At 46.6% G+C, this 14319-nt stretch carries 11 protein-coding genes; 5 read left to right on the forward strand and 6 right to left on the reverse strand.

The features are described 5' to 3' along the window. The first annotated feature begins 39 nt into the window (after positions 1-39). On the forward strand, positions 40-759 hold the full coding sequence (locus tag IEN92_RS03980) for a cytochrome c (RefSeq protein ID WP_216160745.1): 720 nt from the start codon (positions 40-42) through the stop codon (positions 757-759). 70 nt (positions 760-829) lie between these two features. Here IEN92_RS03980 and lysA read toward each other — a convergent pair whose 3' ends face one another. Both lysA and IEN92_RS08945 read right to left on the reverse strand, forming a co-directional pair. Then, a complete protein-coding gene (lysA, locus tag IEN92_RS03985) occupies positions 830-2128 on the reverse strand; it encodes a diaminopimelate decarboxylase (RefSeq protein ID WP_216160748.1) in 1299 nt (432 codons plus the stop codon). Beyond that, positions 2125-2319 carry a lipoprotein gene (locus IEN92_RS08945; RefSeq protein WP_223146549.1) on the reverse strand — a complete coding sequence of 65 codons (195 nt, stop codon included), beginning with the start codon at positions 2317-2319 and terminating at the stop codon, positions 2125-2127. The genes lysA and IEN92_RS08945 overlap by 4 nt, the downstream gene beginning before the upstream one ends. A gap of 47 nt (positions 2320-2366) precedes the next feature. Here IEN92_RS08945 and cyaY point away from each other — a divergent pair, with 47 nt between their 5' ends. Further along, positions 2367-2744 carry an iron donor protein CyaY gene (gene cyaY / locus IEN92_RS03990; RefSeq protein ID WP_216160751.1) on the forward strand — a complete coding sequence of 126 codons (378 nt, stop codon included), beginning with the start codon at positions 2367-2369 and terminating at the stop codon, positions 2742-2744. Here the strand turns inward: cyaY and aroB are convergent. The 4 genes from aroB to IEN92_RS04010 are packed head-to-tail and all read right to left on the reverse strand — an operon-like array spanning position 2741 to position 6183. Next, positions 2741-3823 carry a 3-dehydroquinate synthase gene (gene aroB / locus IEN92_RS03995; protein WP_215376705.1) on the reverse strand — a complete coding sequence of 361 codons (1083 nt, stop codon included), beginning with the start codon at positions 3821-3823 and terminating at the stop codon, positions 2741-2743. The two genes, cyaY and aroB, sit on opposite strands and share 4 nt — an antisense overlap. A 16-nt stretch (positions 3824-3839) precedes the next feature. Next, positions 3840-4364 (reverse strand): shikimate kinase, encoded by a 525-nt coding sequence (locus IEN92_RS04000; RefSeq protein WP_216160754.1) that lies wholly within the window; start codon positions 4362-4364, stop codon positions 3840-3842. A gap of 12 nt (positions 4365-4376) precedes the next feature. Next, positions 4377-5474: a type II and III secretion system protein gene (locus IEN92_RS04005; RefSeq protein WP_216160757.1), complete on the reverse strand. Its 1098-nt coding sequence runs from the start codon at positions 5472-5474 to the stop codon at positions 4377-4379. A gap of 4 nt (positions 5475-5478) precedes the next feature. After that, on the reverse strand, positions 5479-6183 hold the full coding sequence (locus IEN92_RS04010) for a hypothetical protein (RefSeq protein WP_216160760.1): 705 nt from the start codon (positions 6181-6183) through the stop codon (positions 5479-5481). Positions 6184-6322: 139 nt separating this feature from the next. On the opposite strand from IEN92_RS04010, the gene IEN92_RS04015 reads away from it, so the two are divergent. The 3 genes from IEN92_RS04015 to IEN92_RS04025 all read left to right on the forward strand — a co-directional run bounded on the left by IEN92_RS04015 (position 6323) and on the right by IEN92_RS04025 (position 14303). Continuing rightward, entirely contained in the window at positions 6323-8656 is a 2334-nt protein-coding gene (locus IEN92_RS04015) for a penicillin-binding protein 1A (protein ID WP_215374727.1), read from the forward strand. 12 nt (positions 8657-8668) lie between these two features. Next, positions 8669-9373: a transposase gene (locus tag IEN92_RS04020; RefSeq protein WP_215374730.1), complete on the forward strand. Its 705-nt coding sequence runs from the start codon at positions 8669-8671 to the stop codon at positions 9371-9373. Positions 9374-9557: 184 nt separating this feature from the next. Then, positions 9558-14303 (forward strand): glutamate synthase-related protein, encoded by a 4746-nt coding sequence (locus IEN92_RS04025; RefSeq protein ID WP_216160763.1) that lies wholly within the window; start codon positions 9558-9560, stop codon positions 14301-14303. Positions 14304-14319: the final 16 nt, after the last annotated feature.

The following is a 14319-nucleotide window of genomic DNA, read 5'->3' on the forward strand; positions in this document are numbered from 1 at the left end:
GCCCAAACACTTTTAGGAATTTTTGCCAAGGTAAACATAATGCGTCAAACCTCCCAAATCTCCAAATTCACTAGCTTGCGTGCTGGTTTTGCGGTTCTCTCTATTTTCGCTCTGATCGGTATTTCTGGTGCAGTAATTGCTGCTGATGCTGATCCGATGGCACCTGCGGTCAAGGCTGAAGTTCCTGGCAAGCCAAAGGCTGATGCTGTTGCTGGTGAGGCGCTTTACTCTAATGGCGACGCAAGTCGCGGCGTGACTGCTTGTATTACTTGCCACGGCCCTAAAGGCCAGAGTGCAATTGGCACATGGCCAAAATTATCAGCACAACATGCTGCTTACACGGCTAAGCAATTGAGAAACTTTAAAGAGGGCTCTCGTGCTAATCCAATCATGATGGGAATGGCAGCTACTTTGACAGAGCAAGATATGGTGAATATTGCAGCCTTCTTGAGTAAGCAGCCCGCCTCCCAAGGCGTTGCTCAAAACAAAGAAACCATTCAGTTGGGTCAGAGCATTTATCGCGGTGGTATTGCAGCTAAAGGCTTACCAGCTTGTGCGGGCTGTCATAGCCCTAATGGTGCTGGAATTCCGGCTCAATACCCACTCTTAGGCGGCCAATGGGCAGACTACTCTTACGCGCAGTTGGTGGCGTTCAGCAACGGCACTCGTAAGAATGGCCCAATGATGACAACCATCGCTACGAAATTGTCAGATCAAGAGATGAAGGCAGTGGCAGATTACATTGCTGGCTTGCATTAATCAGATACCGACTTTAAATAAAAACCCCGCTCAAGTAGCGGGGTTTTTATTTATCTGCAAGTTTTCTGAATTACTTCGGTAAAACATTCTCACTTGCAAACAAGTCAGCTATTTTTTCACGAGCTCGAATGACGTAAACATTTTTTCCGTCAACCATAATCTCAGCGGGTTTAGGGCGCGTGTTGTAGTTAGATGCCATAACAAACCCATACGCTCCTGCAGACAGAATGGCTAGAAGATCTCCCTCTTCCACAGCAAGTTTGCGATCTCTCCCTAACCAATCTCCTGATTCACAGACTGGTCCGACTACGTCGTAAGTTAAGGCCTTGGCATCTTTGCTCCGAACCGGAACAATCCCATGATGGGCTTCATATAAGGCTGGACGCATGAGTTCAGTCATTGCTGCATCAACGATGCAAAAATTCTTCTCGGCACCTGGTTTAAGGTATTCCACTTTGGTGAGAAGCACACCTGCATTGCCCACCAAGGATCTACCTGGCTCAAGCACAACATCAAGGTGCGCAAAACCTCGCTCTGCTACATGGTTCAAAAGAGTATTAGTGAATTCAGTAATATCAGGCGGTGTTTCATCACCATAAGAAATTCCAAGACCCCCACCTAGGTCTAAGTGGTGAATCACGATGCCTTCCCTTTTAAGGTGCTCAACCAAATCTAACACTTTATCGAGTGCATCTAAGTACGGCGCAGTTGTTGTGATTTGAGATCCAATATGACAATCAATACCAACAACATCAATTTGTGAAAGCTGGGATGCTTCGCGATAGGTTTTTAATACTTCGTGATACGCAATGCCAAACTTATTTCCTTTGAGGCCTGTAGAGATATAAGGGTGCGTTTGTGCATCCACATCCGGATTGACGCGCAATGAAATTGGAGCGCGGCAGTGAAGCTTGACGGCGATCCGATTGATATTGTGAAGTTCTGCAATGGATTCCACATTGATACATTTGACACCAGCGTTTAGGGCTTGGGCAATTTCTTCAGAGGATTTGCCGACGCCAGCAAACACCAGACTTTCGGGGTCTGCACCGATAGCTAGTGCGCGCGCTAATTCACCTCCGCTCACTAAGTCAAAACCTGCCCCTAGTTTTTTAAAGCAATCAATTACTGCTAGATTGCTATTCGCTTTCATTGCGTAATGAACTCGAGCGCGACGTTTGCCTTTGCTATCAATACAGGCTTTGTCATACGCTTGGTAGGCCTCAGTCAGTGCCTTTTTACTGTAAACATACAGTGGGGTGCCAAATTCTTTTGCGAGATCCGCGAGCGGAATTTCTTCAGCGAACCAATTGCCACCCTGCTCGCTAAAGCCTGATAGTTTTGGAAGAGGAGTTGCTTTGCTTGTCATTGCTTTACCGGTGATGGATTGCTAGTACTAGCAGGAGTTTGAGGTGGATAGAGCTTACCTTGAGGTTCGGGCTCAGTAGGGGCTGGCGGCACAGGGGGCACATTGGGCATAAAGAGTGGTCCCCTAACCCCACATCCAGAAAGGGCTATTAGGAGGCTAATGCACAGGGCTCTATTGAGAATCGCTATCATGAATGTCTCTAAAACGAATGATTGAATATAGCATGCAGGACTCCAATATGAATCCAAATAATTTGAGTGTCGAAGCCATTGATGACAAGCAGTTTCACCAGTTAGGCAGCAATTTATTGCAGTCAATCGAACTTGCTCTAGAGACTGCTGATGACCAATTGGATCTTGATCTCGATATTGAGCGTCAAGGGGGTAATGTGATCAACATTCGTTTTCGGGATAAAAGTGTGATTGTGGTCAATACCCAGCCACCGCTTCATGAAATCTGGGTGGCCGCCAAATCAGGTGGATATCACTATCGTTGGGCGGGTACTATGGCTAAGCCTTTGTGGCTCGATACCAAAACCGGTAAAGAACTGTTAAGCGATTTGACTGAATTTGCCAGTGCTCAGGCTGGTCAAGCCCTCAAAATTCAGCTGATCTAAGCCGCTCCGGTAGCGGCGAGGGTTTCTAGAACTACTGTATCGGGTACGCTTTTGATTTGGGCTTTCCCAATCTTTTCTAGAAGTACATAACGAATTTGTCCGCCCTCAGTTTTTTTATCAACTTGCATTAGCTCCATATAGCGAGCAGCGCCAAATTGAGGTGGAACAATAGGCAAGTTCATGGACTGAATAATCTTGGTGAGCCGATCGAGTTCAGCCTTGCTGATCTGATTAAGTCGGTGCGATAAATCAGCTCCCATTACCATGCCGCAGCCAACTGCCTCACCATGGAGCCATGTGCCATAACCCATACCAGCTTCAATTGCATGTCCAAAGGTGTGGCCAAAATTCAGGGTGGCACGAATGCCGCCCTCTCTCTCATCAGCAGATACAACTGCAGATTTAATTTCACAAGATCGCAGTACGGCGTGCCCTAAAGCAGTCGTGTCACATGCTAATAAGGCCGCTGCATTGGCTTCAATCCAATCTAAAAACGAGGCATCAGCAATTGCACCATGTTTTACAACTTCAGCAAGGCCGGCGGATAGCTCTCTAGGCGGCAAAGTTTTGAGAGTGTTTAAATCGGCAATGACGGCCACGGGCTGATGAAAAGCGCCAATCATGTTTTTACCTAAAGGATGATTGATGCCAGTTTTTCCTCCAACCGAAGAATCTACTTGAGAAAGCAGGGTGGTTGGAACTTGAATGAAGCGAATGCCGCGCATGAAGCTAGCAGCCGCAAACCCTGTCATATCGCCGATAACACCGCCACCTAAAGCAATTAACAGGGTTTGGCGATCTGCTCCAAATTTTAGGAGGTCATCAAAAATGAGCTGAAGATTTTTCCAGTCCTTATAAGACTCTCCATCAGGCAGGGTAATCGTTCTCACAGGCTTGCCAAAGGTTTCTAAAGTCTTGGTGAGGCGAGCTGCATAAAGAGGTGCAACCGTAGTATTGGTAACGATGTAGATTGAAGTTGCTTTTTCGCAGGCAACAAATAGACTTGCTTGATCAATGAGATCAGTGCCAATATAAATTGGGTAGCTGCGGTTGCCAAGATCAACTTCTAGTGTTTTCATCAGAGTGCCAATATATTTAAGCGGAAAGTTCGAGTTGCATGATTAAGGTGCTGACTAATTGATTGACACTAGGTTTGCCAGTTTCAATCACATGATCGGCGATTTCACGATAAAGTGGGTCGCGTATCGCATATAAATTTTCAAGAATTTTTTTGGCATCACCATTGCGTAAAAGAGGGCGACCTTCCCCGCCTTTAGTGCGATGCCACAGTTCGGCCGGATTGGCATGCAAATAAATTACGATGCCACGCTCTTTAAGCGCTTGTCGATTTTCAGGAAGCAAAATAGCGCCACCGCCAGTAGCCAAAACAATGTCATGTTCAGCGGTAATCTCACGAATGGCTTGAGCCTCTCGTTTACGAAAACCCTCCTCACCTTCCATTTCAAAAATGACAGGAATTTTGACACCACAACGCTCTTCGATCACATGATCGGCGTCCAAAAATCGGCGCCCGAGTTTCTTTGCCAACACTTTACCTACGGTCGACTTCCCGGCGCCCATCAGGCCGATCAGAAAAATATTGTTTTTCGAGGAATTCACCCTTCGATTTTATTAGGGTTTATCAAGAACGGTAGGTGTTAAGAAGACCAGAAGCTCAGTTTTATCTTGCAATTTAGATTTATGGCGAAATAAATGGCCAATGAGGGGAATATCGCTCAGGAGTGGGATTTTGACTTCATCTTCTCGTTCGGTGGTCTGAAAAATTCCGCCGATGATGGCTGTTCCACCATTTTCAACGGTGACCTCAGAGCTCAGACTTTTGGTATCAATCGCGTATCCTTGCTCTGTTTTCATCCCAATGGTGTCTTTATTGATCCCCACCAGCATAGATATTTTTCCATCTGGGTGAATTTTGGGCAGAACCTCAAGGCGCAAGTTGGCTTTTCTAAATTGTAGTTTGCTGCCATTTTGGGACGTAGTTTGATAGGGCAGTTCAGTACCTTGTTCGATAGTGGCCTTTACCTGATCGCCAGTCATGATCCGTGGGTTCGAGAGAATCTTTCCTTGCCCGTCCGACTCAAGGGCTGAGAGCTCCATCTGGAGAAGTCGGCTCCCATTTCGAGAAACTAGGGTAGCTGCGATGGTTGCTGGATGAAAGCCGTTTAAACCCGCTCCAGATAAATCCATATTGCCGACAACCTTTTGGTCGGAGTTGTTTAGAGAGTTGGCTTGGTAGCCAAGCTTTACACCAAGCTCTCGGGCAAAGCGTTCATCTGCCTCCACAATGCGCGCTTCAATCAAAATCTGCCTTGGGCTATTAATATGATCTCCGCCAAAAGGCAGTGCTGCATCGTCACGCCGGTGTTTTTGAAATGCTTGAATTTCTGCATGTGGACCAATCCAATAGATATCTCCATTGCGGACTAATCGCAGACCCCTGCTAGCAAGAATGGAGTGCAAAGCGGTTTGCCATGGCGTATTTATTAGGTCAATCGTAATGCGCCCCTTGATGGATTCACTTAATAAGAAATTGCTGCCCCCTAATTTGGCAAGCGCTTGCAACAGTTCCACAAGCTCAATATCGTTAAATTGCAAACTGATAGGATCTTCGGGAGAGAAATTTCCAGAAATATTGGCGCCGACCGGATTTACTGAAAATGTAAGAAATAGGAGGAGCCACGTAACGAATCTTTTAAAAACTTTAGGCATGCAGTTACGGTCCAGATAAGTTCGGATTAGTGGATTTGAGAACGAGTGTTTTTCCTAGGGGATGGGTTAGGGTGACAAACTCTTTTTCGATTTGCGTTAAACGCCAGTCCCCTAAAACAAGAGCGCCTTTTTGAAACGCCCCATTCTTTTTGCCGGTATGAAAAAACGCTTGGTGAGACCCCCGAATTTGAGCCGTGCCTAAAAAGCGCCAATTTTTGAGTTCAGACTCATGGGGGGTGGGCTGAGGCTTGGGATTTCCTTTGAAAAGAGGCTTATTTTCTTTTAAAGAGTGAATGCTTACTTCTAATAAATCTATTTCCTCATATAGATTATCCTCGATATTTTGTAATTCTGTACGCAATAGACCTAATTCCTTTTGGAGCGCAGAAATTTGATTTTGCGATTCCTGAATGAGAGACTCTGAGCGGGATTCGATGGACTCAAAGGCAATAAATAGAGCGAGAGAAAGGCCAATCAAACAAAGGCCAATCCCGATAAACGGTCCCAATTTTTGAACTTGAGGTCCAGCAGTAAGAGCGCTCAAAGCATCGAGGGGCTGACGCACTTTGGATGGATTTTTAGGCTGTTGATGGGCGGTTTTGGGCGCGGATGTTTTACGGATCCCATGAGGATCAGGAATTGCTGGATCATCCCCAAGCTCACTCAAAATTTCATCAAAGGATTGCGGAGATATGTGGCGAGATGGCATGCCACCATTTTTCTGGACCTAGACTTGTAGGGCAATCAGAATACTTTGAATTGAGCGTCAGAAAGGCGGCAGAAATTGACTCTTACAGGGTTTTTGGAGGATTTAGTTAAATTGCTTAAGCACCCTATAATTCGAACATATGGCCTTACCTCCAAATGACAAGCCAACGCCAAATCAGCGGCCAATTCGTCAGTTCAATAGACGTCCAGGTCAGCCTCGCTTTGATCCAGGTACGCCACGTAAATCTTCCAGTAGTCCGCTGATCAAAGCAGTTTTAATTATTGGCGTAGTGATTGCCGTGATGGTGATGGTATTGGTGGGCTATGCATTCTTAGTGGCGAAGCCTAATTTGCCAAAAATTTCTGCTTTAACAGATTACAACCCTAAAACTCCTCTGCGTATTTATACGGCAGATAAGGTGCTCATTGGTGAGTTTGGCGAAGAGCGTCGCAGAGTCATTCCGCTTGCAGAGATACCCTTGAGTATGCGCAATGCTGTATTAGCAATTGAGGATGATCGTTTCTATTCTCATGGCGGAGTTGATTATGTTGGAATTTTGAGGGCCACGGTTACCAATTTGCGCGGGCACTTATCGCAGGGCGCCTCAACGATCACGATGCAGGTGGCTCGAAACTTTTTTTTAAGTAACGAGAAAACCTTTAGTCGAAAAATCTATGAAGTCTTATTGGCTTGGGAAATTGAGTCGCAGCTAACGAAAGACAAGATTCTAGAAATCTATATGAATCAGATCTTTTTGGGTCAGCGGGCTTATGGATTCTCAAGCGCAGCCCAAATCTATTTTGGCAAAGAGTTAAAAGACATCACGATTGCAGAGTCCGCAATGTTGGCAGGCTTGCCAAAAGCACCGTCTGCCTACAACCCCGTTAGCAATTTCCGGCGGGCCAAAATTCGTCAAGAATATATTTTGCAGCGTATGCGCGATCTTGGATATATATCTCCTGACGAGTATCAAAAGGCTATGACTGAAGAATTGCATATTCGTGGCCTGGGAAATGAGTTTGCTGTGCGCGCTGACTTCCCTGCAGAAATGGTGCGTCAGTTATTGTTTGCGCAATATGGTGAAGCTATTTATTCCCAAGGTATTGATGTTTATACAACCATACTGAAGGCTGACCAAGATGCAGCCTACAAAGCAGTGCGCCGAGGAATTTTTGAGTATGACTTACGACATGCTTACCGTGGACCAGAGGGATTTATTGAGCTTCCTGAGGATCCAGTAAAACGTCAGCGCGCCATTGATGAAGCTTTACTGGCTTATCCGCAATTAGATGATTTGCAGTCTGGCGTTGTCTTAGATGTAAAGCCAAAAGAAATGCAGGTGATGATTGCCACGGGCGATACGATCACCCTCAAAGGTGAAGGCATGAAATTGGCAGCCGCATCATTAACCGATAGCACTCAACCTAAGAAAAGGTTGCGTCCAGGTGCGGTTGTCAGGCTCTTATTGGATGGTGGGGTTTGGAAGTTAGCCCAGTTACCTCAGGTGGAGGCCGCATTTGTTTCTATGAATGCAGATACTGGAGCGATCCTGTCCTTGGTTGGTGGCTTTGACTTCCGTCGCAATCAATTTAATCACGTCACTCAAGCCCTGCGTCAACCAGGCTCATCCTTCAAGCCATTTATTTATGCTGCCGCTATTGAAAAAGGCTTCACACCGAGCACTATGGTGAACGATGCTCCTCTATCGATTGGCAGTATGGAGACGGGTAGCCAAGCCTGGGAACCAAAGAACTACGATGGTAAATACGATGGCATGATGCGTTTACGGAATGCTTTAGCAAAATCAAAGAACTTGGTTTCAGTTCGCATCATTCGAGCAATTGGCCCTTCATACGCACAGGAATACATTCAACGTTTTGGTTTTGAGCCAGAGAAACATCCGCCGTATTTAACAATGGCGCTTGGTGCAGGTTCAGTTACTCCATTGCAAATGGCCTCAGCCTACAGCGTGTTTGCTAATGGTGGCTACCGCGTCGATCCTTTCTTGATTAACAAGATGATCGATTCAAAAGGCGTTGTGATTTTTGAAGCCAAGCCAGCCACTGTGGGTGATGGCGCACCGCGAGTGTTAGATGCCCGCACAGCCTTTGTGATGGACAGCATGCTGCAAGAAGTTACTAAGACTGGTACTGCCGCATCTGCTCGTGCAAAGCTGGGGCGTGCTGATATTGCGGGTAAAACTGGTACGACCAATGAATCACACGACGCGTGGTTTGCGGGCTATAACCCTAAAGTGGTCGCTATTGCATGGATTGGTTTTGATAAACCAGCAAGCCTAGGTGATCGTGAAACAGGCGGTGGCCTAGCTCTGCCAATGTGGATTTCTTATATGTCTGTTGCTTTGAAAGAGATTCCACAAGAAACTCGTGCGGTGCCAGAGGGTGTCACGCAGGTTGACGGCGATTGGTTTATCCCAGAGTTTGCTCGCGGCGGTACACGCGACCTACAGTAGTTCGTTGCCAACATGGCTAGGCAAGCACGCACTGTTATCCCTGGTCAAGTCATGCATGTGATGGTGCGTGGCAATAATCGGGAAACCCTTTTCTTTACTCCAGAAGATCGACGTACCTATCTCGAATGGTTGCGAGAAGCAGCCAGACAGTTTGGCTGTGCAGTACATGCATTTGCATTAATGCCCAATCATGTTCATCTCTTGTTGACACCGCAAAACGAAGACTCGCTTGCCAAAACGATGCAGTCTCTAGGTCGACGCTATGCTCAATATTTCAATCAGCAGCATCAACGCTCGGGAACTATTTGGGAAGGACGCTACCGCTCCTCTCTGATCGACCCAGATTATTTTTTGCGCTGCATGCGCTATATAGAGCTCAATCCTGTCAGGGCGGGCTATGAATCTAGCCCTCAAGATTCGACATGGACCAGTTTTGTAAGCCATATCGGGGGAAATTCTGAGCCCTGGTTGGTAGATCACCAGCATTTTTGGAAATTAGGTAATACACCCTTTGAGAGGCAAATGGCGTGGGCGCATTTTGTAAAGGAGGGTGCTCCCCACTGGGAAGATCGTCAAATCACGGAATCCCTACTGCGCTCCAAGCCTTGGGTGAGCGATATTTACGCCAAAAGACTCTTTAAAGATAATCCGCAGATAGCTCAGATCCGGCATCGTGGGCGCCCTAGAAAGATAAGCTCTTTAAATTCAGCAACTTAGAGAGATAGTTCGGGTCAGAGACCGTGAGTGATACACGACTCTGTCCCTTTTTCGATAATTCATTTTGGTGCGGTGGCAAAATAAATGGGACAGACTCATTTTATTTCTATTGCATCGACATGGGTATTCACCTATATTTGATCCTCCAAAAGTACTCAGGCCTTTGTCGCCACTCGGAAATACTATGACTACACAATTGAATACCGATCTTCGCCCAATCGCTCAAGGTCTTTATGACCCTAGCAATGAACATGATGCATGCGGCGTAGGATTCGTTGCACATATCAAGGGCAAGAAATCCCACGAGATAGTTGCTCAAGGTTTGAAGATCCTGGAAAACCTCGACCATCGCGGTGCGGTTGGCGCCGATCCTTTGATGGGCGATGGTGCAGGAATATTGATTCAGATACCTGACACTTTGTATCGCGAGGAAATGGCCAAACAAGGTGTGACATTGCCACCTTTAGGTGAGTACGGTGTCGGCATGATTTTCTTACCTAAGGAGCACGCATCCCGTTTGGCATGTGAACAAGAGTTAGAGCGCACTGTGCGTTTGGAAGGTCAAGTAGTACTCGGGTGGAGAGATGTTCCGGTAGATGTGAAATTGCCGATGTCACCAACAGTACAAATGACTGAGCCATTTATTCGCCAAATTTTTATTGGCCGCGGTCGCGACATCATGACAACTGATGCGCTTGAGCGCAAGTTGTATGTCATTCGTAAAACAGCAAGTCATGCGATCCAAGATTTACATTTGAAGCATGGCAAAGAATATTTCGTCGCGTCTATGTCTGCGCGAACCATTGTTTATAAGGGTTTGCTGTTAGCGAATCAAGTAGGTGCCTATTACCAAGATTTGCAAGACAAGCGGACTGTATCAGCGCTCGCCTTAGTGCATCAACGCTTCTCTACCAACACATTCCCTGCATGGGAATTGGCGCACCCATATCGCATGATTGCGCACAACGGTGAGATCAATACGGTTAAAGGTAACGTCAACTGGGTAAACGCACGAGAAGGCGCCATTAGTTCACCAGTTCTTGGCGATGATTTAAAGAAACTTTGGCCTTTAATTTATCCAGGTCAATCAGATACTGCCTGTTTTGATAACTGTTTAGAGTTATTGGTAATGTCCGGTTATCCATTGGCCCAAGCGATGATGATGATGATTCCTGAGGCATGGGAACAGCATGCATTGATGGATGACAACCGCCGTGCTTTCTATGAATACCATGCAGCCATGATGGAGCCATGGGATGGTCCTGCTGCCATGGCATTTACAGATGGTCGTCAAATTGGCGCAACTTTGGATCGCAATGGTTTGCGCCCTGCACGTTATTACGTGACGGATGATGACTTGGTCATCATGGCATCTGAAGCGGGTGTATTGCCTATTCCAGAGAGCAAGATTGTTCAAAAATGGCGCTTGCAACCCGGCAAGATGTTCATGATCGACATGGAGCAAGGCCGCATTATTGATGACGTTGAACTCAAAAATGCTGTTTCTAAAGCCAAGCCTTATAAGAGCTGGATCGATGCTGTACGCGTCAAGTTAGACGAAGTTGATGCTAGCAAGGCTGACTTAGTAGATGAAAAAAATACGATTCGCCCAGCAGCTAAATTGTTAGATCGCCAACAAGCATTTGGATACACCCAGGAAGACATTAAGTACCTGATGGCCCCAATGGCGATGAACGGTGAAGAGGCGATTGGCTCCATGGGCAATGACAGCCCATTGGCAGTTCTGTCCAACAAGAACAAGCCTTTGTATAACTACTTCAAACAATTGTTTGCACAGGTTACCAATCCCCCGATTGATCCAATCCGTGAAAACATGGTGATGTCTTTGGTGTCATTTATTGGACCAAAACCCAATTTATTAGATACCAACAACATCAACCCGCCAATGCGTTTGGAAGTGAGTCAGCCCATTTTAGATTTTGATGATATGACGAAGATTCGTCATATTGGTCACTACACCAATGGCAAGTTCCGCTCATATGAATTGGATATTTGTTATCCAGCAGTTTGGGGTAAGGCTGGTATTGAAGCGCGTTTAGCATCACTGTGTGCTGAAGCAGCAGATGCGGTTCGCTCTGGTTACAACATCCTGATCGTGAGTGATCGTCAGGTAGATGAGAAGCATGTGGCGATTCCTGCGCTATTGGCAACTTCAGCAATCCATCAGCATTTAGTACAAAAAGGTCTGCGTACTAGCGTTGGCCTCGTCGTGGAAACCGGTAGTGCGCGTGAAACACATCACTTCGCACTCTTGGCTGGCTATGGTGCAGAAGCCGTTCATCCATACCTTGCTATGGAAACTTTGACCGAGATGGCTAAAGGCTTGTCGGGCGATTTATCTGGTGAAAAAGCTGTTAAGAATTTCATCAAAGCGGTTGGTAAGGGCTTGCAAAAAGTGATGTCTAAGATGGGCATCTCTACTTACATGTCTTATACCGGCTCACAGATTTTTGAAGCCATTGGTTTGAACCACGACATCATTGATCAGTACTTCAAAGGTACGCCATCTAACGTGGGTGGTATTGGTGTATTTGAAGTTGCTGAAGAAGCCTTGCGTATGCACACTTCTGCCTTTGGTAATGATCCAGTGTTGACCAATATGCTCGATGCTGGCGGTGAATATGCTTTCCGTATTCGCGGTGAAAACCATATGTGGACTCCAGACACGATTGCGAAATTGCAACATTCCACACGCATTGGTGCCGATAAGGGCTATCAGACTTACAAAGAGTACGCCAATATCATCAATGATCAAACTAAGCGTCAAATGACATTGCGTGGCTTATTCGAGTTCAAGATTGATCCAGCAAAAGCAATTCCATTGGATGAAGTAGAGTCTGCTAAAGAAATCGTCAAACGTTTCGCAACGGGTGCGATGTCCTTGGGTTCTATCTCTACTGAAGCGCACGCTACTCTGGCGATTGCCATGAACCGTATCGGTGGCAAGTCCAATACCGGTGAGGGCGGCGAAGATCCTAACCGTTATGTGAATGAGCTTAAAGGCATTCCAATTAAAAAGGGCGAAACCCTCGCAAGCGTCTTGGGAAGTGATGTGGTTGAAGCCAATATTCCTTTGTTGGATGGCGACTCATTGCGTTCCAAAATTAAACAAGTTGCCTCAGGACGTTTCGGCGTTACGACTGAATATTTGCGTTCTGCTGATCAAATTCAGATCAAGATGGCGCAGGGCGCTAAGCCTGGCGAAGGTGGTCAATTGCCTGGAGGCAAAGTTTCTGACTACATCGGTAAGTTGCGTTTCTCAGTCCCGGGCGTAGGTTTGATTTCGCCTCCTCCGCACCATGACATTTACTCGATTGAAGATATCGCTCAGTTGATTCATGATTTGAAAAACGTCAATCCAAAAGCCGACGTTTCTGTGAAGCTGGTCTCTGAGGTTGGTGTTGGTACAGTTGCCGCTGGTGTTGCCAAGGCGAAAGCAGATCACGTAGTAATCGCTGGCCATGATGGCGGTACGGGCGCATCCCCACTTTCATCAATTAAACATGCTGGCTCCCCTTGGGAACTCGGTCTTGCTGAAACACAGCAAACCCTAGTACTCAACGGCCTGCGTAGCCGTATTCGTGTTCAGGCTGACGGTCAAATGAAGACGGGTCGCGATGTGGTGATTGGTGCCTTGTTGGGCGCTGATGAGTTTGGTTTTGCGACCGCTCCATTGGTGGTCGAGGGTTGCATCATGATGCGTAAGTGTCATTTGAATACTTGTCCTGTTGGTGTGGCCACTCAAGATCCAGAGCTACGTAAAAAGTTCTCTGGTAAGCCAGAACATGTTGTGAACTTCTTCTTCTTTATTGCTGAAGAGGCGCGCGAGATCATGGCGCAATTGGGCATCCGTAAGTTTGATGATTTGATTGGCCGCGTTGATTTGTTAGATACCCGTAAAGGTATTGAGAACTGGAAGGTGCATGGCTTGGATTTCAGCAAGATTTTTGCTGAACCTCAAGTAGCTGCTGAAGTTCCACGCTATCAGGTTCTGACACAGGATCACGGTTTGGGAAATGCGCTCGATAATATTTTGATTGAAAAGAGTGAGCCTGCACTGGAGCGTGGCGAGAAAGTGTCTTTCATTGTTCCAGTGAAAAACGTCAACCGCACTGTGGGCGCGATGCTCTCTGGTGAGTTGGCGCAGCGTTATGGCCATGCAGGCTTGCCTGATGACACCATTCATATACAGCTCAATGGCACTGCCGGCCAAAGCTTTGCAGCTTTCTTAGCTCGGGGCATTACCTTAGATTTAGTAGGCGATGGTAATGACTACGTTGGTAAGGGCTTATCTGGTGGTCGGGTGATCGTTCGCGCTCCGCATGAGTTCCGTGGTGATACTTCACAGAACATCATTGTGGGTAATACTGTCCTCTATGGTGCAATTGCCGGTGAAGCATTCTTTAATGGCGTTGCTGGTGAGCGTTTTGCAGTTCGCAACTCCGGGGCAACTACCGTTGTTGAGGGTACTGGCGATCACGGTTGTGAATACATGACTGGTGGCACCGTAGTTGTATTGGGAACCACTGGCCGTAACTTTGCTGCCGGTATGAGTGGTGGTATTGCTTATGTCTATGACGAAGACGGCATGTTCAGTAAGCGTTGCAACACCAGCATGGCAACTTTGGAAAAGGTTCTGCCTTCAGCTGAGCAAATCGCCAAGATGCCAAAGTCTGAATGGCATGCTCCAGTCGATGTTAAGGATGGCGGCGAACGTTTAACCGATGAGCAAATTCTGAAGAGTTTGATTGAACGTCATTTCCGCTATACCGGCTCAGAGCGGGCAAAAGCCCTCTTGGCCGATTGGGAAAATGCACGCGGTCGTTTTGTGAAGGTTCTTCCAACGGAGTACAAGCGTGCTTTAGGTGAGTTGTGGGATAAAGCGCAAAACAAAACTGTTGCTGCTTAACTGATGCTGACATTAA

Origin of the sequence: Polynucleobacter sp. MWH-Creno-3A4 (genome assembly GCF_018881885.1) — a bacterium.
GTDB lineage: Bacteria > Pseudomonadota > Gammaproteobacteria > Burkholderiales > Burkholderiaceae > Polynucleobacter.

Coding starts and splice junctions, on each gene's coding strand:
- IEN92_RS04005 (WP_216160757.1), bottom strand. CDS start 5,474: ATGCCTAAAGTTTTTAAAAGATTCGTTACGTGGCTCCTCCTATTTCTT.
- IEN92_RS04010 (WP_216160760.1), bottom strand. CDS start 6,183: ATGCCATCTCGCCACATATCTCCGCAATCCTTTGATGAAATTTTGAGT.
- aroB (WP_215376705.1), bottom strand. CDS start 3,823: ATGAAAACACTAGAAGTTGATCTTGGCAACCGCAGCTACCCAATTTAT.
- IEN92_RS04025 (WP_216160763.1), top strand. CDS start 9,558: ATGACTACACAATTGAATACCGATCTTCGCCCAATCGCTCAAGGTCTT.
- IEN92_RS04020 (WP_215374730.1), top strand. CDS start 8,669: ATGGCTAGGCAAGCACGCACTGTTATCCCTGGTCAAGTCATGCATGTG.
- IEN92_RS08945 (WP_223146549.1), bottom strand. CDS start 2,319: ATGATAGCGATTCTCAATAGAGCCCTGTGCATTAGCCTCCTAATAGCC.
- cyaY (WP_216160751.1), top strand. CDS start 2,367: ATGAATCCAAATAATTTGAGTGTCGAAGCCATTGATGACAAGCAGTTT.
- IEN92_RS03980 (WP_216160745.1), top strand. CDS start 40: ATGCGTCAAACCTCCCAAATCTCCAAATTCACTAGCTTGCGTGCTGGT.
- lysA (WP_216160748.1), bottom strand. CDS start 2,128: ATGACAAGCAAAGCAACTCCTCTTCCAAAACTATCAGGCTTTAGCGAG.
- IEN92_RS04015 (WP_215374727.1), top strand. CDS start 6,323: ATGGCCTTACCTCCAAATGACAAGCCAACGCCAAATCAGCGGCCAATT.